We start from the raw sequence: 18,061 nt of genomic DNA on the forward strand, positions 1-18,061 counted from the left end.
TTACAAAACCATATAACGTATATGAAGTAATAAAGCCATTTGAGGCATTGGAAGGTAAGACAGCATCATGGTTTAACCAGCCAGGAGGAGGGATACAATACAAAATGCCAAAGACAATAGAAGAATTAATAAATAAAGGATATATAAGATAGGTGGAGAAATAGTATGAATTTGAAGGAATTAAAAGAAAAATTAATAAAAAATAATATACCACAAGAATGGTGGGGTATTCCTGGACAATTTGCACCTTCTTCCGATTTCTGGTTAGAACAAAATGGTGATGGTACATGGATAGTGTATTATCAAGATGAGAGGGGAAATAAAGATACAATAAAAACTTTTAAATCGGAGGAAGAGGCATGTGAATTTTTTTACGATTTAGTAACTAAAGAATATGAAGAAGCAAAACCTTATATAGGTAAAGGCAAAAACTTGTAAAACTTATAAAACTTGGTACTACAGCTTTAAGCTATGGTACTGTTTTGAAAAATTATATAAATTTAACTGAGAAAACCTCGTAAAGACCAGATATAAAATTTTACCATAGTTTTTATTTTGTTATAACATCATTCTAACACAAAAATGATATGTTAAATTTATAAATACCCAAAATATAAAAGGGAATGATGTAATGAAAAACTTTTAATACTCACAATCGCCTTTTTGATATTGATTTCATACGTAATTTTACCTATCAGACAAAAGGGACGGTTCCTTTTGTCTGGTTTTTTCGGACAGGAGGAACCGTCCCCTTTGTCTGTGTGCTAAGGTGTAAACCCACATACAAGGGCTGTTGGAACATTTTCAATTCCTGTATCTTTTATAGGTATTACAATTGATGCAGCGGTTTCATAAGCAAGAAAATATCAAGCATATACCTCTTACTCAATATGCAAAAGAACTTAATGCACAAAAGTCTGATGAAATAAGGGCTATGAGTATATCATGGATAAAAGAAGGGGATATAAATATATGGCTTGTAGGAGATTTTAAAATTGGCCAATAAAAAACAGTAACGGGGGATGAAATTTATGTAGACACGGGGGACAGACACGGGGGACGGTTCCTTTTGTCTGGTTTTTTCAGACAAAAGGAACCGTCCCCTTTGTTTGATATGATTTTATTGTTTATCAATAAAAATATATTGAATTTCAACAAATCGTGTATTATAATTAAATAAAATAATTGGATTTGAGGTGGAGTTATGAAAATATGGATGTTGAACTCATTAAAAATTTCTTTAGTTATCATAGGCTTTACAATACTTATGATTTCAATTTTCTGGCTTCCAAGTGTTGCAAATACATTAGCTGACCAAAATCCAGAATACGCTTATCTAAAATATCCTCTTCTTTTTGGAATTTATCTGACTTGCATTCCTTTTTATATAGGCGTTTACAATGGCTTTGTAATTTTAAGGCTTATTGAAAAAGATAAAGCTTTTACAGAATATACTAACAGATCTCTTACCTATGTATTTTACTCGTCTATTGCTATAATTTTACTTTATATAATAGGCATGTTATATCTTTTGCTTAATAATGCATTGCATCCGAGCCTGTTTTTATTAGGTATAGGCATAATTTTTATGTCTTTTATCATAGCATCTACGGCAGGAGTAATTAAAGCGCTTTTAATAAAGGTTATAGAAATAAAAAATGAGCATGACCTGACAATTTAGGGGGTTAGAGCGTGATTAGAGTTAATCTTGATGTAATGCTAGCGAAAAGGAAGATGACCTTATCAGAACTTTCGGAAAAGGTCGGTATAACAATGGCAAATTTATCAATTTTAAAGACGGGTAAAGCTAAAGCGATTCGTTTTTCAACTTTAGATGCTATTTGTAGAGTTTTAGAATGTCAGCCAGGAGATATTTTAGAATATGTAGAGGATGAATAAAGAACCATTTCCGTTGTCTTTATGGTAATAGGTAAAGGTACTTGGGAACAGAAAAAATGGGTTTTTGAGTAAACCTGGAGGAAGTAAACTTATTTTACTTCCTCTGGGTTTTTAATTTACAGAGAAAAAAGGAGTAAAAGTTTGAAATTGAGAGTTTGTGAGAGATAAATTGGCTTAATCAATAATAGAGGGCATTTTTAACACTTTAATAAATTTTACTGGAAATTTAAATAATGTTATTATTAAAACAGTAAAATTTAAAAAAATTAATTTAAAATTTATATAATTTAAATAAAAGAATAAAAAATAGGAGGGAGTCGTTTGGACTTTGTAAGAAGAGGAAAAATTTTTATAGGCTCTTTGTTTATAGGTGCAGGTTTGGGAATATTCTTAGGTCATTTCATTGGAGGTCTTTTCTTAGGCTTTGGAATGGGAATTGTATTAGGAGAAATTTTTGGGAGGTGAGGGTGTGAAAAAGTATTTTTTTAAAAATAAATTGCTTTTTACTGGGAATATAATTTTAACTCTGGCAGAAAGTATTTTGAGCGTTATGTTAGCATTCATTTTAGCAAATTTTGTAGATGCAGCGGTAGAGTATGACATGGCACTTTTATATAAAACATGTATAATTTTTTCGCTGTATTTAATTTCTGTATTGATTGTATGGTATTCCCTTAGGATTGTAAGAGCAAGCTATATAAGGCAAATGCTTTTTGATTTAAAAAATGACATATTCTCTAGGGTAATAAATAAAGAGATTGACCAGTTTCAGAAAGGCAACAGCGCTTCGTATATTTCCACATTAAATAACGATATAACGATACTGGAGCAAGATTATTTTAAAAATATCTTGACGATGGTAGCGCTAATATTTTCTTTTATAATTGCAACAGTTGCAATTTTTAAATTGAATTTTTTCATCGCTGTGGGGGTTTTTGTTATAAGTATTTTTCTTGTGGCTATTCCTTATTTTTTTAGAGAAAAAATAAGTAGAGCTAAAGGTAGCAATTTATCAGGAGGGGAAAGGCAGAGGATAAGCATTGCACGGGCATTAATCAAAGGTACACCTATATTGGTTTCAGATGAGCCTACCTCATCACTGGATAAAAAAACAGCTTTGAGCATAGAAAATTCCATTTTAAGCATAGGAGGATTGACAGCACTGGTAATAACTCACAATACTTCTGAAGAAGTTCCTAAAAAATATGACAAGATAATTTTTGTAGAGGACGGAGAAATAGTAAAAGTAGGCGCTTTTGATGAGATTTTTACTCCCGCAAGTGTAGTTTTATCTATAGTAGGTTAATGAGTATAAGCCAAAAAGATTGTGAGAACTACGGAGATTACGCATTTGTAAAGTTAAAGGTAGTTTTTAAGAAGATTATAATAGGATATAATTTATTTTCCCAAAAAGAAGTAAAAATTGTGATAAGACAGATTGATCAAGCAACTTTTAGTATATATGGAATAAAAGTCAGTTTTATAGCTTGTCCTTTTTCTTTAGTTGAACCATTGGTGTCTGGAGACATAATAGACCCAAATCTTGAGGGCATTAATTTAGCGTCGGCTAAGGAAATAGCATTAATGAAAGCATATACCATAGGAAGGCGTCCCACCTACAGAGATTACATTGAATTTATATTTTTTGTTTAAGAAAAACATTGTGACATTGGAATATATTTTAGAAAAAGCACCTCAAAAATTTGTAATAGAAGGAGAAGCTGTTTTTTCAAGAAACCTGTTTTTAGAGCAATTGATGTATACAGAAGATATTTATGATAAAGAAAAAACAGCATTAGCATCTATAATAAAAGAGTATTGGGATTAGAGAAAAAGAAGAAGTAAAAGGAAACTTTCGGAGATATGGGAGCAAAAAAGGACTGTTAAGGGCAGTTTCTAATCTTGCGTTTATCAGACAAAGGGAACGGTTCCATTTGTCTATGTGTGCCATTTTCTATTTTTTAACATTTCACCCCGATTCAAATCGGGTTGAAATTATTTACTTTACCATATATTATATAGTTAAGGGGAAGATATGTAAAGGAGATAGAGAAGAAAGTTTAATAAGATGGTATTCTGTAATGTCTGGAAAGTCATGTGAAAGTAGTAATGAGAGAACTTAATTTAGTGGAAAGATGGGGTTTTAAATTTTTTTTAAATTTTTATTGAGTAAAATTTTAAAAATATTGGTATATAGGAGATATTTGTATGGGGAAAAAGTATTATATAATTGTCTTTTCGTTAGTTTTTATGTTCATTGCAATATTTCTCATAAACTTTTTAATTCTTTTTAATCAGCAAAACAGAGAGCATTTGGTTAAGGAAATGGACATAAAACGCGAAGTTACAAATCCGGGAATGGGAAATTTCAGAGATAAATTCGAAATTCAAAATATAGAGGCAAGGGAAGTATCATTTGAAGAAGGTGGATTGAATTTTAAAGGAATAGAGTATCAGTTGTTCTTCAAAATCTCTAAAGAAGTCAAAGAAATTAGTAGCGTAGGTATTGAGCTAAAATATCCTGATGTAATTTCAAAAGTTTTGGGCACTACCTCATCGGCGATAAGTTATGGTTTAACTAAGGTTAAAGAAGACGTTGATTATGATATTTTCAATATAAACTTTTTAGAAGCAAATAATAATTTATCTGACAGTGATATAAAAGAATTGATAAATAATAGAAACGAAATTGAGATAGTAATATATTTTAATGATGCCATTGTGAAATGTATTAAAAATTACCATTTTTAACTTTGTTTTTGATTATGGATTTATCAAAAGTTAATAATTATCTATGCATCCGGAATTAGGTTTATAAATAAAATAAATATTTATTTAAGGAACTAACGATGTTAAAATTTACTGTAGTATATGCAAAAAATTTTTGTATAAAATATTAATTTTCCATGGGTTAGGAGGGATTTTATTGACTGGGATCGACTTAATAGTATTGTCTATTTCTATATTAGTTTTTCTTCTAGTGTCCGTATACAAGTCTTGGAGTAATACAATTGAAATAAAAAAAGAACTGCAGGAAATTAAAGAATTATTAAAACGAAAAGATAATGAAAACTAAAATGTCAAACAGTGGGGACGGTTTTCTTGAATTCAGACGGTTAGAACCGTCCCTTTTGTCTGAGATAGTGTGTAAGCAAGGAAGCTAATTTTGTGTTTAAAAGATTTTATTAATATTTAGGAGGTAGAATTAAAAATGAGGAGAGGAAAAACATTAATTTTAATTAGCTTAAGTGTTTTGCTAATTTTTATTTTAGCTATCGGTGCCTTTTCATTTTCGGCAAAAAACCCTCAGGGAAAAGCAAACGAATTACAATTTGATAATATTATGAAAAAGGTATCTTCTTTTTTCAAAAGCAACAAGGATAAGTTAGAAATTAATAAAGGGGATGTAATTGCAGAAGTTAATGGTATACCCATATACAAAAATGAATTTGAATTGAGAAAGGGATTAGCATTAGCCTCTGGAGTGCAAGCAGATAATATAGACAATTATATACTGCAAAAATTGATTAGAGAAAAAGTACAAGAATACCTGGCAAGTAAATACAATATAAAGGTTTCAGAAGGAGAAATAAATGAATATATAGAAAAAGAAAAGAAAGAGTTTAATGAATACCCAGAAGCAAAGAAGAAATTAGATGAATTGATTGCTGCAAGTGGAATGACAGAAGATGAGTATTGGAACACTTACGAAAAGTATAATGCAAAAAGGATATTACTGTTTAACAAGTTGTACGATTTTATTATAAAAGAAGGGATAAAGAGCGGAGAACTGAAAAAAGCTGAACAAATGACGGCTAATTTGCAAAATGAATACAAAAAATATTTTGACAGTATAGTAGATAAGTATATAAGAACTGCTAAAATATCAATTAATAACGAGTATAAGGCTATGTTTAAAGGTTTTTGATAGATCTACGCGGACAGACATGAGGGACGGTTCCTTATGTTCAATTTTTTCATACGGGAGGAACCGTCCCCGGTGTTTGAAGTAAAATTCGAACAAAAAGGACCCCGTATAATATCAACAAGAACCATCTATTGGGATATCTATATTATAAAATTTCTTACAATTTTCTATAGCCATTGTTTTCAATTTTTCCTGCCCAAATATTTCAAACAAATGCATTGCCTTTATAAGAGAATCTTTGTAATTTTTCTTTTTAAGGTGATATTCTGCAATTCCTTTTCTGAAGTATAAAAGACTTAGGCCATCTAAGGCTCTGGCTTCTATGCAGGTTTTTATGCCCAAATCAGCATAATACAGTGCTTTTTCATGGTTTGAAAGCAAATGATAGGAATATGAAAGGTTATAATAAAGTTTTATCTTATCCTTTATATCTTCCGCCTCTAATTGGGACAGACAAAAAAGAAGAATTTCTATGGATTTTTCTATAGATTCTTGTTTTTCTAATATAAAGGCTATATTCATTAGGATTCTAATTTCTATGCTATTATAGACAAAGGCAGTATAATCAGAAAGAGCAAAATCTGGTATGGTTATTTTCATAGCTACGATTAATTTTTCTAAAGCCTTTTCATAATTATTATTTATAGTTTTTTCAATAATAGACTCAACCAGATATAAAAGCTGTTTTAATAATCGTTCATAGTAAAGGCTCATTTTACCTTCTTGAATTATTTTTTTAAGCTTTAAAGCTTCTTTTTCCAATTCTTCAAATTCGCCACTTTCAAGCTTAGTTTCAATAGAATTTTTTATTTTATCAAAAGTAGAGTAATCTTTTAATCTATATCTAAGTAATGTTTCATTTAAGTCCTTTTTAAAAACAACAGACAATAAATCAAGTGTCTCTTGGTGAGGCATAACTTTGCCATTTTCGATTTTTCTAAGAGTATCAATATTGATATAAATTTGTTCTGCTACATCTTTTTGAGTGAGGTTCAAAGATTTGCGAATATTTTTGAGTTCTTCACCAAAAGACTGTAAATCGTAATAGAATCCATCCATTTTTTAACACCCCATCCCGATTCAAATCGGGTTGAAATTATTTACTTTACCATATATTATATAGTTAAAGGAAAGATATGTAAAGGAGATAGAGAAGAAGATTTAATAAGATGGCATTATATGCCTGGGAGGTGATGCTGTTATATAAGAAAAAAGTTTAAATTATTTTTGTGAGGTGGTGATGATGGAGTTTTAATTTAGCGGTAAGATGAGCTTTTGAAGCTTGATTGAGTAAAATTGTAAAATATTGAAGACGAGAGGAAGAATATGTCAAAAAAGCAATTTCATTATTTTTAATTTTGCTGCTTTTTACTGTCTCATCCTTTGAGGTAGTATTTGCTGCGGATAAAGCATCTGCTAATAAATCATAAATTTCCTCTGAAATGTATATTTCTGAAATGTATATTATAGAAGGAAATAAATATGCAGTAAAAATAGTTGAAGATAATAACAGTATAAGGAAAGTGTTTGTAGAGTAGGAAGATAAGTTAACGGTTGTTACATGTAATAATAAAGATACTACGGTAGGGATAGGAACTATAATTGGATTACTTGCAGGAGCAGGTGGAGTGGTAAGTGCTGCAATATATTTTTACAATGCTAAACAAGATGCTAATCATTGTGATTATTATTTTAATAGAGTTCAATTTTAAGAAGGTGTTTTTATGATTCTTCTTAGGCTTATGTTAATTACGGTCTTAATACTTAATAACATTTTAGTTTATCAACATTACAAGTATTTACATAAAAAAAATATCAGCGACATCGCACCACGAATAATAGTTCTTGTTTTGGTAGCAAATGTTCCAGCATTATTTGTTTTAATTAGTACATTTATTCCTCCTGGTAGATGAGGATTATTATCAAACAAAGGGGACGGTTCCTTTTGTCTGATTTTTTTCGGACGGGAGGAACCGTTCAGTATCTTGATGATATCTTCTGCGTTTTTTAACAGCTTAAATACATCTATAACCAAAATAGTCAGCTATTTTTCTCATAATAATTTTGACTAATCAGTAATGTTATAAACATGACCACTATTAAGGCAAATAGAGTTAATCCCATGACCATAAAAAGAAAATTGGATGTGATACCATACAGTACTAAAAATAAAACTCCAAAAACCCAGCAAATGTTGTTTATAAACTTTAAGGTGCCCTGAGCGCTTTTCATGGCAATATAAAGATCTCGTTCATCTGCATTTTTAAGTAAAACATCTTTAAAAACCTCATTTTTTCTAGCTAGAAATATGCTTATTACCACCAAGCCAAAGGCAAATGCAGCAGCAATTAAGAATTTTATTTCATGCCCTTTTGTCATATAAGCATAAAAACTTACAATTAGCAAAGAAATACCGAGGATTATATTTATAATTTTTTCACTTTTTATTTTCATATTTTTTATCCTCCTCTTTCATATTTTCCTCTAAACAGTACAAATCTTCAATTGTTGTCCCAAATAAAACAGCCAAGCGGTACGCCAGCATTAGTGATGGATTGTATTTTCCTTGTTCTAATGAAATAATGGTTCTTGTCGAGACGTGTACAGCTTCGGCTAATTGTTGCTGAGTCATGCCTTTCTTCAATCTATATTCTCGTATTTTATTTTTCAATAACATCCCTCCTAAATATGAAGCAAACTTCACGTGAAGTTTGCTTCATATTATAGCTGGTATTTTTTATTTTGTCAATATCAAGAAATGAGGTAAATGACATTTCTATGAGATTGGAAGTTTACGCTTTATTCTCTGAATCGGGTGGCTGTTTGTTTTTCAAAATATATTTATAATAAATAAAAATGGCTATTAAAAGAGCTATGCCGCCCAAAATGAAATATTTTTTAAGATGTGTATGGATTAAAGTCCAGTTATATCCTAAAAATCTTCCCAATGTAACAAATGTAGTTGTCCATATTAATGCTCCAGGGTAGGCATGTACCGCAAATTTTAAGAATGATAGCCTTGTTATGCCAGAGAAATATCCTGTTATGTGCCTTACACCTGGAATAAAATAGGCAAAGAGAAGCAAATGATTTCCATATTTATCAAACCACTTATGAGCTTTTTCCAAATTTTGGGGAGTAAGGTGTATGTATTTGCCGTATTTTCTTATAATAGTTTCATTTAGAAGGATACCAAGGAAGTAAGAAGTTGTTATGCCTGTAATAACAGCGACTGTAGCGATTATTATAGTCAAAAAATAATTTAGCTTGCCCTGGAAAACTAAAAAACCACAGTAAGTAAGGAGGGTTTCACCAGGAGTTGGAGCTCCAATTAGTTCTATAGTCAGAACAGAAAAAATGATGATGTATCCATGTAAAGCAAACAAATTGGCTATGGTTTCAAAATTCATTTCTCATTCACTCCTATGAAGGGTAGATATAATGAATAATATCACAAAAAATCTTTCTTTTAAATACAAAACAGACAAAAGGGACGGTTCCATTTGTCTGAAAATAACGGACAAACGGAACCGTCCCCTTTGTCTGAGTTATAAATTGCGGTTTTCTTTGAATCTTGATAGGAAAGCTTGCAATCTTTCGCTTTTTGGGTCATTGAGGATTGATTCGGGTTTTCCCTGTTCTAGAATATATCCTTCGTTTATAAAAATTATGCGGTCAGATATTTCACGGGCAAAATCCAACTCATGGGTTACAAAAATCATAGCCATGTCTTTTTCTTCTTGTGCTATTTCGTTTAAGACATTTAAAACTTCTCCTACCATTTCTGGGTCAAGAGCAGAGGTAACCTCGTCAAGTAGAAGGATTTTAGGCCTCATTAAAACTGCTCTTGCAATGGCTACTCTTTGTTTTTGTCCTCCTGACAATTGATTCGGATAGTAGTTGATTTTGTCTGCCATTTTGACTCTTTTTAACATTTGAATGGCTTGCTCTTTTGCTTCTTCGGGGTCCACTCCTTTTACTTTTATAGGCGCAATAGTACAATTATCTAAAACTGTCATGTGAGGAAACAGATTATATTGCTGAAATACCATTCCTACTTTTGACCTCATTTTTCTAAGGTGTGCTTCATCTGCAGGAACAATTTTTCCATTCTTCGTCATAGTCCATAGGGATTCTCCTTCAATTTCTATGGTTCCGCTTGATGGCTTTTCTAATGTCATAAGCATTCTTATGAGGGTTGTTTTTCCTGAACCTGAAGAACCTATAATAGTTAATTTTTCTCCATAACCTACTTCAAGGTCAATTCCTTTTAAAACCTGCAATTTCCCAAAATTTTTCTTTACATTTATATATTTCACTAAAGGATTGTCAAAGCTAGTTATGGTACCTTCATGTACAATCATCTCTGGCTTTATATCCTTTTTTTGAACCCTACTTTTTCTGGTGGTTTTTATAATAAAGTCTGTACTTTCCATTGTTAACCTCCCCTTTTACATTCTTTTTTCTGCAGGACTTTTAAATTTTATTTCTAGATACTGTACGAGCAAAGAGGAAGGATAGCTAAAGATGAAAAATATTATCCCTACTAAAGTGAATACTTCTAGATATTGAAAATATTCTGAACCTATGATTTTTGCCTGTTGCAAAAGTTCAACAACAGAAATGGCGGCAAGTAAAGGTGTTTCTTTAAAAAGTGTTATTAAATAGTTCCCCATCATTGGTATAATTGGTGGGATAGCTTGAGGCAATATGACCAACGTCCAAGTTTGGTAAGGGGTAAAATTTAATGACTTTGCTGCCTCCCATTGTTCTTTTTCAACTGCTTCAATTCCGGCTCTGTAGACCTCTGACAAGTAAGTGCTGTAATGAAGTCCTAATCCGATTATTCCAACTGTAAGAGCGGGTAATCGTATATTAAAACTTGGTAATGTGTAGTACAGGAAGAATAACTGGATTAATAAAGGAGTACGGCGTATAAATTCTACTATGGCTGTGGCACTGGAGGATATCCATCGAATTTTTACTCTTTTTAAAAGTGTCCAGGCAAGACCTAAAATTGAGGCCAATAAAAACCCCAAGATTGTTGCAATAAAGGTGATTTTTGCGGCCGATAAAAGTTTTGGCAAGACTTTAAATGTAAATGGCCAACTCCACATTTTTATGCCCTCCCTACATTGGCGCGTTTTTCCAATAGCTTAAACCCTGATGCAAAGATTGTAGATATTGCATAGTAGATTAGCAGTATTAAGATGAATATTATAAAGGTATCTGCTATGTTATTTGTTCTCATTATCACTCCTGAGTAAGTTAAATCTTCTAGGCCTATTAAAGATACTAAGGCTGTACCCTTTATGAGTTCTATCATTTGGTTTCCTAATCCAGGTAGCATTATTCTGATGGCCTGGGGGAATATGATATATCTCATCCTTTGTGAAGACGTAAAATTTAGAGCTTTTGCAGCTTCTATTTGTTCTTTGGGTACGGATAAAAAACCCGCTCTTACTATTTCTGCCGAATAAGCTCCGTAGTTTAAGGCTATTGCTACGACTCCAGCTGTGAATTTAGGTAACTCTATACCGAAAAAAGGGAGAACGAAATATATCCAGTAAAGTTGAACAAGCAATGAAGTTCCTCTGAATATTTCAACGTAAGTGCGTACAAGAAATCGAATTATTTTATGCCTATTTAGCAATAAAATTCCTGAAACAAAAGCAATCACAGAGGCTAGTAAAGCTGCAACAATTGTTAAAGAAATTGTAACTTTTGAGGCATCTACTAATCTTAGCAAGATGTTTAATATCTTGTCTATTTTAATCACCCCCGTATTTGTTTGGTAAAAAGGAGTGCAGGGAGAAATTTTACTCCCTGCAAAATTTAAAAGGTCATTTGCATATGTCTTTGGCTTTTACGTCGCCAGGCAGTTCGTTTTCTGTGAATCCAAATTTTTTAAGGATTTTTAATAATTCTCCTGACTGTTTCATCTTTTCTAATTCTTCATTGTAAGCTTTGACAAAATCTGTATCTTCTTTTCTGAAGGCAGCTGCTCCATAGTTTCTCAAGACTTTTCCGTTGATTACTGGGTCTTTGAAGTCCATTACTCTTTCTATTTTGTCACTTTTAGCTGAGTCCAACATGGCCTGTAGTGAAGGTCCAGTCATTGTAACTGCGTCTACTCTTCCAGACTCTAACTCTGCGATGGCTGATGGCTGGTCATTAACAATCACAATTTGGTTTTCTTTTACTCCCACTTCTTTTAAGATTTTGGCTTCCTGTGCACCAGCCATAACAGCGACTTTTATACTCGAGTCTTTGGCTATGTCCTCATAACTGTGTAAATTTTTGGGGTTTCCTTTTTGAACAGCTAATGCTTCTCCGATTGAATATTCTGGGTTTGCGAAGGCAACCTGCTGGCATCTTTCAGGGGTTATAAACATTCCTGCTGTTATTACATCAAAGCGCTTCGCTTTAAGGCCAGAAATCAAAGAACCAAATTCTGTTAATTCGCCGTGTATCTTTTTTATGCCGAGCCTTTCAAAGATTACTTTTGCTATTTCTACTGCTTCTCCTGTTAGTTGTCCGTTGTCATCTTTATAGGCGTAAGGTTTTTCATTTGCGAATCCAATTTTTATTTCTCCCGTTTTTTGAGCTTTTTGTAAAGTCGTTTCTCCTGTCGTTGTGTTTCCACACCCGGCTAAAAATAGTGTGAAGGTCAGAGTTATAAACATTAAAATAACCAAAATTTTTTTGTACATTTTTTATTCCTCCCTTTTGATTAAAAATTTATAAAAAATAAAAGCCTGAACACTCTACCAGTAAAGAGGGTAGAGTGCCCAGGCTTCGCCTTCAACTTTTAGTTGAAGACTCACCTTAAACCATGCTTTCGCATAGTCTATCTTTGGCCCAGCGGACCAAAGCGAGCCCCAGCCTCTTTTAGCATTTTTCTGTACAGGTTTCGGAATTAAATTTCGTGATGACTTATTATAGTCTACTTTTGAGGTAAACTCAAAAGCATACTATAACTCGCCATCTTTCCTACTACCTGCACATACTTCATGATAAAAGAGGATATTTAATTTTTATTTTATATTATACCATATGTGAAATAATAGTCAACCTATTTTTTACAGTCCTTTTATAAATCCACCATCAATTGGCAGTACTACTCCTGTTATGTAGGAAGCTTTTTCTGATGCTAAAAACAAAACGGTTGATGCAAATTCTTCAACAGTTCCTAACCTTTTCATAGGAATGTCTGTAATCATGGATTTTTCAGCTTCTTCAAAGGTTATACCTTCTTTTTCAACTCTTGCTTTAAGGAGATTTTCTATTCTTTCTGTCATTGTGTAACCAGGGGCTACGGCATTTGCAGTAATTCCAAAGGGCGCTAGTGCATTTGAGACAGATTTTATAAATGATATTACTCCCATTCTTGAGACATTGGAAAGGATTAAATTATCAAGGGGCTGTTTTACTGATATTGATGTTGAAGCTATTATCCTTCCCCATTTTTGATTTATCATAAAATCTTTTACTGCATACACTGCATATATTGTGCTCATTAAATTTAATTCAACTGCTTTTAAATAGTCTTCAGGCTTTACATCAAAAAATCCACCAGCAGGAGGACCTCCTGCATTTGCAAAGAGGATGTGGATTGTGCCGAATCTTTCTACCGTTTCTCTTACAGCTCTTTCAATGTCTTCTTTACGGGTTACATCGCCTACAATTGTTAAAACTTCTTTTCCTGTTGCCGACTTTATTTCATCGGCCGTTTTTTTGAGGTTTTCTTCGCTTCTTGAGATTATAGCGACATTGGCTCCTTCTTTTGCAAGTTCTAAAGCGACTGCTTTTCCAAGACCTTTACTTCCAGCCATTACAAATGCTACCTTATTTTTAAGGCCGAGGTCCATTTTACCTTACCCCCTTGTAAAACCCTTATTAAAGTTATTTTATCACTTTGTAGAAATTTTTTCTACCAGAATCAATTCGGGTTGAAAAGGTGCAATGTTTGGTATATCATTTAAGTACACGAAAGTAGATGTGATGTTGGGGGTGTGATATTTGTTAAAGGCTATAGGAGCTATTATTCTGGGGATTGTAATAGCTGTGAGTGCTATTAGTGGAGGTATCGATAAAAAAGCAGATTTGGCTGTAATTGATAGTGTGAAAAGAGTTGAAACAGCTGACAATAAGTTTTCAAACGGGCTTATTGATGAGAAAAATTATCTTGCCAGCATAAAAACACTTTTTGTCGAGAGCTATGATGAGAGTAGAAATTGGGAAAGACGGTATCAGTTTTCAGAAGCTTTAACTGGGGACCATCTCATAAATATAGAAGTGGAAATTTCTAAGGTTTACACAAAAGGAGATAAAAAATATGTTTTTACAAGGGCTAAAGTTACTAAGGAGGCTTCTTCTTATCTCGAAGAGCTAATTATAACTAAAAAATATGCTTTTGTTAAAGAAAAGGGTGAATGGAAAATTTTCTACATCGATGTGGGAATTTATTCTTCAGATACTTCCCTTGATAAGATGGCTTTTACTACTTTTGAGGGGAAAGCTTTGGAGTATGTGGATAAATTTAATCCGCTCATATGATTTAGGTTATACGTTTGCAAATTTTCATTTGCAGGGTTATAATTTTGGTAGTGAAAGTAAAAATTAGAGAGGAGGATTTTTTTGAGTACTCATCTTTTGGAGAGAAAACAAGTGGATGAAAAGCTTACTTGGGATTTGTCTTCTATATTCAGGACAGAAAGGGATTATGAGGAAGCACTAGAAGAAGCAAAAGTGATGGCAGATGAGATAGAGAGGGAATTTAAGGGGAGGCTTGATTCGCCAGAAAGGATAAATAGGTGTCTAGACAAGTATAGAATGTTAGCAGAAATTGTAACGAAACTATGGCATTACGCTTTTTTAGCCGTAGCAGTTGACCAGACCGATGTTGCCCTGGTAGAAAGGCAGTCCAACTTAAAAAATATAGCTGCAGATATTGAAAGTCGCCTTAGTTTTATAGAGTCAGAAATTATACAGCAGAAGCAGGAAATTATAGAAAGAGCCATAGAAGAGTCAAAGGAGAATGCAAATTATCTCAAAGAGATTTTAAGAAAGAAAACACATGCTCTTCCTCCTGAAGTGGAGAAGGCTTTATCGGCGCTTTCCCCAATTATCGATTCCTTTGAAGATATCTACAACATGGCAAAACTAGCGGATATGAATTTTGGGACTTTTAAAGTAGAAGATAAGGAGTATCCTTTGAGTTTTTCGTTGTTTGAAACAAAGTGGGAGTACGAAAAGGATACAAAAGTAAGAAGAGCAGCTTTTGAAGCTTTTTATAGTAAATTAAAGGAGTACCAAAATACGATAGCCACTGTTTATAACTTGCATGTGCAAAAAGACAAGATACTGTCCAAATTGAGAAATTTTGATTCTGTCTTTGACAGCTTGCTTTTTCCCCAGAAAGTGGACAGGGAGATGTATGAGAGGCAAATAGACCTCATAATGGAGCATCTGGCTCCCCATATGAGAAAGTTTGCAAAGCTTCTTCAGAAAATACATGGGCTAGAAGAGATGACTTTTGCTGACTTAAAGCTGGAAGTAGATCCTGATTTTGAGCCGGAAATCTCTATTGATGATGCAAAAGTGTACATAGAAGAAGCACTATCGGTTTTGGGCGAAGATTATAAAGAGATGATAAAAAGAGCATTTGAGGAAAGATGGATAGACTTTGCCGAAAATAAAGGGAAGATGACAGGGGCCTTTTGCGCTACCCCTTATGGTGTACATCCTTATGTGCTAATAAATTGGGCTAATCGAATGAGAGAAGTTTTTGTTTTGGCTCACGAATTAGGGCATGCTGGCCATTTTTACTTGGCTCAGAAGTTTCAAAATATTTTCGATACCAGGCCTTCTCTCTATTTTATAGAAGCTCCTTCTACTATGAACGAACTTTTAATGGCAAATTACCTTATGAATAAGAACAGCAGCGATAAAAAAATGAAGAGATGGGTGTTATCCACATTGGTTTCAAGAACTTACTACCATAATTTTGTAACGCACCTTTTAGAAGCGGCCTATCAGAGAGAAGTTTATAAGATAGTTGATAGGGGAGGGTCTGTTACTGCACCTACTTTGAATAAGATTAAAAGGGAAGTTCTGGAAAAGTTCTGGGGAGATGCTGTTAAGATAAATGAGGGAGCAGAGCTTACCTGGATGAGGCAGCCTCATTATTACATGGGACTTTACCCATATACTTACAGTGCAGGACTTACTATAGCAACTCAAGTCAATAAGAGATATTTGCAAGAAGGGCAAAAAGCTTTGGAAGACTGGAAAGAGGTATTGAAAGCTGGCGGTACAAAAACTCCTCTTGAACTTGCTCAAATGGCAGGTGTTGATATAACTACAGAAAAACCTCTTTTAGATACAATTCAGTATATCGGGGATATGATAGACGAAATTATTCGGTTGACTGACGAGATAGGCAAGTGATTGGAAGGCATTGGCGGTAAGCCGATGCCTTTTTTAATGGGAAATTGTATTAAAAAGAAAAGCCTTATGGTATAATAAAATTAAAGATTTGCCAGGAAAGGCGGGATTTGAATGGAGAAAGAGACTTTAAAAAGATATGATGCATGGCTTAATGACCCGGCTATATCGGATAAGGATAAGGAAGAGCTTAAAAAAATGTCTCCGGAGGAAATACAGGATGCCTTCTTTATGGATTTGGAGTTTGGAACTGCTGGGTTAAGAGGCATTATGGGGCTTGGGGCAAATAGAATGAATTTCTATACGGTGGGTAAAGCGACACAAGCCCTTGCTAATTACATAAATAAGACAGTAGAGGGAGAAAAAAGTGTAGCTATTTCTTATGATACGAGAAGATTTTCAAGGGAATTTGCTGAAGAAGCTGCTCAAATACTTGCAGCAAATGGGATAAAGGTGTATCTTTTTGACGATTTTAGACCCACACCTCTTTTATCTTTCGCTGTCAGGTTTTTAAAGGCTACAGCTGGTATAATGATAACAGCGAGCCACAATCCTCCGGAATACAATGGATACAAGGTATATTGGTCAAATGGCGCTCAGATTATTCCACCTCATGATAAAGGCATTATAGAGGAATACGAGAAACTGTCTTTTGCGGATGTAAAAAGGATGTCCTTTGATGAGGCTAAAGATAAGGGTTTTGTGGTCATGGTAGGGAAAGAGGTGGACTCTGCATATTTTGAAAAAGCCCTTTCTTATTCTTTTGGCATTTCTTCAAAGGATTTAAAGATAGTGTATACTCCTCTCCATGGGACAGGTATTAAAATTGTCCCGCCGCTACTTGAGAAAGTAGGGTTTGATGTATATATTCAAAAAGAACAGCAGATACCGGATGGAGGCTTTCCTACAGTGAGCTATCCTAATCCAGAGTTTGATGAGGCCTTTGAGCTTGCTTTGAAAGATGCAAGAAGCATTGATGCGGATATAGTTGTGGCTTCAGACCCGGATGCAGATAGGATGGGAGTTTTGGTAAAGCATAGAGGAGATTATGTGAGAATAGATGGAAATCAGATGGGCATTTTGCTTTTAAATTTTCTTCTTACGATGTATTCTCGAAAGGGCATGCCCAAAAATCCGGCTGTGATAGAGTCTATTGTGTCTTCCAAACTCTTTGCTAAAATTGCGAAGGCGCACGGGGTCGAGGTTTCTGAAGTACTTACAGGTTTCAAGTGGATATGCAATGAAGCTGACAGGCTAAGAGCCGAAGGCAAAACGGTGTTTTTTGCCTATGAAGAAAGCTATGGATACAATGTGGGAGATTTTGTGTATGACAAAGACTCAGGTACTCCTATAATGGTAACCTGTGAAATGGCAGCTTATTATAAAAAGAAAGGCATGACTTTAGTTGATGCTTTAGAAGAGATTTATAAAAAATACGGTTACTACCTTGAAGACCAGCTTTCTCCTGTATATGAAGGGGAAAAAGGGCTTAAGAAGATAAAAAGGATTATGGAAAGACTTAGAGAAGACCCCATAAAAAGTTTGGCAGGGCACAAACTTACAAATGTTATAGATTATTTAAAAGGATATGGTAAGATACCACCTTCAGATGTTTTGAAAATGGAGTTTGGTGAGAGGTTAATCGTATATGCAAGGCCTTCAGGTACTGAGCCAAAAATAAAGTTTTACTTCATGGCTATGGAAATGGAAGGAATTGATGAGGCAAAGGAATTACTAAGGAAAGCCAAAGAAGAGCTTGTAAAAGAGCTTGATCTGGAAGAATAA

The 18,061-nt window shown here is 33.6% G+C and carries 24 protein-coding genes and 1 pseudogene; 16 read left to right on the forward strand and 9 right to left on the reverse strand.

The genetic code is table 11. The features are described from left to right. From ACPLVE_RS05495 to ACPLVE_RS05550, 12 genes are all read left to right on the forward strand, one after another. Nucleotides 1-152: TNT domain-containing protein (locus ACPLVE_RS05495; protein ID WP_424610608.1), on the forward strand; the 152-nt coding region annotated here is incomplete at its 5' end. 13 nt (nucleotides 153-165) lie between these two features. After that, nucleotides 166-438: a hypothetical protein gene (locus tag ACPLVE_RS05500; protein WP_072969591.1), complete on the forward strand. Its 273-nt coding sequence runs from the start codon at nucleotides 166-168 to the stop codon at nucleotides 436-438. Between the two features lie 400 nt (nucleotides 439-838). Next, nucleotides 839-1,006 carry a hypothetical protein gene (locus ACPLVE_RS05505; protein WP_159428535.1) on the forward strand — a complete coding sequence of 56 codons (168 nt, stop codon included), beginning with the start codon at nucleotides 839-841 and terminating at the stop codon, nucleotides 1,004-1,006. Nucleotides 1,007-1,204: 198 nt separating this feature from the next. Next, complete coding sequence (locus ACPLVE_RS05510) at nucleotides 1,205-1,681, forward strand: DUF2975 domain-containing protein (protein ID WP_424610540.1); 477 nt, start codon at nucleotides 1,205-1,207, stop codon at nucleotides 1,679-1,681. Nucleotides 1,682-1,716: 35 nt separating this feature from the next. Beyond that, the gene (locus ACPLVE_RS05515) at nucleotides 1,717-1,899 is read left to right on the forward strand and encodes a helix-turn-helix domain-containing protein (RefSeq protein WP_259082545.1); all 183 of its coding nucleotides are present in this window, start codon (nucleotides 1,717-1,719) and stop codon (nucleotides 1,897-1,899) included. A 321-nt stretch (nucleotides 1,900-2,220) separates the two neighbouring features. Continuing rightward, on the forward strand, nucleotides 2,221-2,364 hold the full coding sequence (locus ACPLVE_RS05520; protein WP_424610542.1) for a hypothetical protein: 144 nt from the start codon (nucleotides 2,221-2,223) through the stop codon (nucleotides 2,362-2,364). A 4-nt stretch (nucleotides 2,365-2,368) separates the two neighbouring features. Beyond that, complete coding sequence (locus ACPLVE_RS05525) at nucleotides 2,369-3,205, forward strand: ATP-binding cassette domain-containing protein (protein WP_424610543.1); 837 nt, start codon at nucleotides 2,369-2,371, stop codon at nucleotides 3,203-3,205. Continuing rightward, nucleotides 3,205-3,552, forward strand: coding sequence for a hypothetical protein (locus ACPLVE_RS05530; protein WP_424610544.1), 348 nt, complete (start codon nucleotides 3,205-3,207; stop codon nucleotides 3,550-3,552). The genes ACPLVE_RS05525 and ACPLVE_RS05530 overlap by 1 nt, the downstream gene beginning before the upstream one ends. Beyond that, nucleotides 3,545-3,727, forward strand: a complete 183-nt coding sequence (locus ACPLVE_RS05535; protein ID WP_424610546.1) for a hypothetical protein — start codon at nucleotides 3,545-3,547, stop codon at nucleotides 3,725-3,727. The genes ACPLVE_RS05530 and ACPLVE_RS05535 overlap by 8 nt, the downstream gene beginning before the upstream one ends. Nucleotides 3,728-4,107: 380 nt before the next feature. Next, the gene (locus ACPLVE_RS05540; protein WP_424610548.1) at nucleotides 4,108-4,650 is read left to right on the forward strand and encodes a hypothetical protein; all 543 of its coding nucleotides are present in this window, start codon (nucleotides 4,108-4,110) and stop codon (nucleotides 4,648-4,650) included. Nucleotides 4,651-4,825: 175 nt separating this feature from the next. After that, nucleotides 4,826-4,975: a hypothetical protein gene (locus ACPLVE_RS05545; protein WP_159428536.1), complete on the forward strand. Its 150-nt coding sequence runs from the start codon at nucleotides 4,826-4,828 to the stop codon at nucleotides 4,973-4,975. Between the two features lie 135 nt (nucleotides 4,976-5,110). Further along, a complete protein-coding gene (locus ACPLVE_RS05550; RefSeq protein WP_424610550.1) occupies nucleotides 5,111-5,827 on the forward strand; it encodes a SurA N-terminal domain-containing protein in 717 nt (238 codons plus the stop codon). A gap of 114 nt (nucleotides 5,828-5,941) precedes the next feature. Here the strand turns inward: ACPLVE_RS05550 and ACPLVE_RS05555 are convergent, their stop codons facing one another. Then, nucleotides 5,942-6,886, reverse strand: coding sequence for a helix-turn-helix domain-containing protein (locus ACPLVE_RS05555; protein ID WP_424610552.1), 945 nt, complete (start codon nucleotides 6,884-6,886; stop codon nucleotides 5,942-5,944). Nucleotides 6,887-7,395: 509 nt separating this feature from the next. Here ACPLVE_RS05555 and ACPLVE_RS05560 point away from each other — a divergent pair. Next, nucleotides 7,396-7,539: pseudogene (locus ACPLVE_RS05560) on the forward strand (geobacillin-26 family protein); the annotation flags it as partial. A gap of 328 nt (nucleotides 7,540-7,867) precedes the next feature. Here ACPLVE_RS05560 and ACPLVE_RS05565 read toward each other — a convergent pair. The 8 genes from ACPLVE_RS05565 to ACPLVE_RS05600 form a co-directional block, all read right to left on the reverse strand. Then, nucleotides 7,868-8,281, reverse strand: coding sequence for a hypothetical protein (locus ACPLVE_RS05565; protein ID WP_072969587.1), 414 nt, complete (start codon nucleotides 8,279-8,281; stop codon nucleotides 7,868-7,870). Continuing rightward, nucleotides 8,265-8,498 carry a helix-turn-helix transcriptional regulator gene (locus ACPLVE_RS05570; protein WP_072969586.1) on the reverse strand — a complete coding sequence of 78 codons (234 nt, stop codon included), beginning with the start codon at nucleotides 8,496-8,498 and terminating at the stop codon, nucleotides 8,265-8,267. The genes ACPLVE_RS05565 and ACPLVE_RS05570 overlap by 17 nt, the downstream gene beginning before the upstream one ends. A gap of 121 nt (nucleotides 8,499-8,619) precedes the next feature. Continuing rightward, nucleotides 8,620-9,237 carry a DedA family protein gene (locus tag ACPLVE_RS05575; RefSeq protein ID WP_424610554.1) on the reverse strand — a complete coding sequence of 206 codons (618 nt, stop codon included), beginning with the start codon at nucleotides 9,235-9,237 and terminating at the stop codon, nucleotides 8,620-8,622. A 138-nt stretch (nucleotides 9,238-9,375) separates the two neighbouring features. After that, nucleotides 9,376-10,191 (reverse strand): ectoine/hydroxyectoine ABC transporter ATP-binding protein EhuA, encoded by an 816-nt coding sequence (gene ehuA, locus ACPLVE_RS05580; RefSeq protein ID WP_072969592.1) that lies wholly within the window; start codon nucleotides 10,189-10,191, stop codon nucleotides 9,376-9,378. Between the two features lie 87 nt (nucleotides 10,192-10,278). After that, a complete protein-coding gene (ehuD, locus tag ACPLVE_RS05585) occupies nucleotides 10,279-10,944 on the reverse strand; it encodes an ectoine/hydroxyectoine ABC transporter permease subunit EhuD (protein WP_424610556.1) in 666 nt (221 codons plus the stop codon). Nucleotides 10,945-10,946: 2 nt separating this feature from the next. Continuing rightward, complete coding sequence (gene ehuC, locus ACPLVE_RS05590; RefSeq protein ID WP_424610558.1) at nucleotides 10,947-11,576, reverse strand: ectoine/hydroxyectoine ABC transporter permease subunit EhuC; 630 nt, start codon at nucleotides 11,574-11,576, stop codon at nucleotides 10,947-10,949. A 94-nt stretch (nucleotides 11,577-11,670) separates the two neighbouring features. After that, nucleotides 11,671-12,540 carry an ectoine/hydroxyectoine ABC transporter substrate-binding protein EhuB gene (ehuB, locus tag ACPLVE_RS05595; protein WP_072969582.1) on the reverse strand — a complete coding sequence of 290 codons (870 nt, stop codon included), beginning with the start codon at nucleotides 12,538-12,540 and terminating at the stop codon, nucleotides 11,671-11,673. A 369-nt stretch (nucleotides 12,541-12,909) separates the two neighbouring features. Next, entirely contained in the window at nucleotides 12,910-13,698 is a 789-nt protein-coding gene (locus ACPLVE_RS05600) for an SDR family oxidoreductase (RefSeq protein WP_424610561.1), read from the reverse strand. A 151-nt stretch (nucleotides 13,699-13,849) separates the two neighbouring features. Between ACPLVE_RS05600 and ACPLVE_RS05605 the strand changes: the two genes are divergently transcribed. From ACPLVE_RS05605 to ACPLVE_RS05615, 3 genes are all read left to right on the forward strand, one after another. Further along, nucleotides 13,850-14,386 (forward strand): hypothetical protein, encoded by a 537-nt coding sequence (locus tag ACPLVE_RS05605; protein WP_424610563.1) that lies wholly within the window; start codon nucleotides 13,850-13,852, stop codon nucleotides 14,384-14,386. A gap of 81 nt (nucleotides 14,387-14,467) precedes the next feature. Further along, nucleotides 14,468-16,279, forward strand: a complete 1,812-nt coding sequence (gene pepF / locus ACPLVE_RS05610; protein ID WP_424610565.1) for an oligoendopeptidase F — start codon at nucleotides 14,468-14,470, stop codon at nucleotides 16,277-16,279. Between the two features lie 111 nt (nucleotides 16,280-16,390). Then, complete coding sequence (locus ACPLVE_RS05615; RefSeq protein ID WP_424610567.1) at nucleotides 16,391-18,061, forward strand: phospho-sugar mutase; 1,671 nt, start codon at nucleotides 16,391-16,393, stop codon at nucleotides 18,059-18,061.

Origin of the sequence: Caldanaerobacter sp. (assembly GCF_049701115.1) — a bacterium.
GTDB lineage: Bacteria > Bacillota > Thermoanaerobacteria > Thermoanaerobacterales > Thermoanaerobacteraceae > Thermoanaerobacter.

Bases quoted from the DNA above. Each gene is read 5' to 3' on its own strand.
- ACPLVE_RS05500 (WP_072969591.1), top strand. From the start codon at position 166: ATGAATTTGAAGGAATTAAAAGAAAAATTAATAAAAAATAATATACCA.
- ACPLVE_RS05505 (WP_159428535.1), top strand. From the start codon at position 839: ATGCAGCGGTTTCATAAGCAAGAAAATATCAAGCATATACCTCTTACT.
- ACPLVE_RS05510 (WP_424610540.1), top strand. From the start codon at position 1,205: ATGAAAATATGGATGTTGAACTCATTAAAAATTTCTTTAGTTATCATA.
- ACPLVE_RS05515 (WP_259082545.1), top strand. From the start codon at position 1,717: ATGCTAGCGAAAAGGAAGATGACCTTATCAGAACTTTCGGAAAAGGTC.
- ACPLVE_RS05530 (WP_424610544.1), top strand. From the start codon at position 3,205: ATGAGTATAAGCCAAAAAGATTGTGAGAACTACGGAGATTACGCATTT.
- ACPLVE_RS05540 (WP_424610548.1), top strand. From the start codon at position 4,108: ATGGGGAAAAAGTATTATATAATTGTCTTTTCGTTAGTTTTTATGTTC.
- ACPLVE_RS05550 (WP_424610550.1), top strand. From the start codon at position 5,111: ATGAGGAGAGGAAAAACATTAATTTTAATTAGCTTAAGTGTTTTGCTA.
- ACPLVE_RS05555 (WP_424610552.1), bottom strand. From the start codon at position 6,886: ATGGATGGATTCTATTACGATTTACAGTCTTTTGGTGAAGAACTCAAA.
- ACPLVE_RS05565 (WP_072969587.1), bottom strand. From the start codon at position 8,281: ATGAAAATAAAAAGTGAAAAAATTATAAATATAATCCTCGGTATTTCT.
- ACPLVE_RS05575 (WP_424610554.1), bottom strand. From the start codon at position 9,237: ATGAATTTTGAAACCATAGCCAATTTGTTTGCTTTACATGGATACATC.
- ehuA (WP_072969592.1), bottom strand. From the start codon at position 10,191: ATGATTGTACATGAAGGTACCATAACTAGCTTTGACAATCCTTTAGTG.
- ehuD (WP_424610556.1), bottom strand. From the start codon at position 10,944: ATGTGGAGTTGGCCATTTACATTTAAAGTCTTGCCAAAACTTTTATCG.
- ehuB (WP_072969582.1), bottom strand. From the start codon at position 12,540: ATGTACAAAAAAATTTTGGTTATTTTAATGTTTATAACTCTGACCTTC.
- ACPLVE_RS05600 (WP_424610561.1), bottom strand. From the start codon at position 13,698: ATGGACCTCGGCCTTAAAAATAAGGTAGCATTTGTAATGGCTGGAAGT.
- ACPLVE_RS05615 (WP_424610567.1), top strand. From the start codon at position 16,391: ATGGAGAAAGAGACTTTAAAAAGATATGATGCATGGCTTAATGACCCG.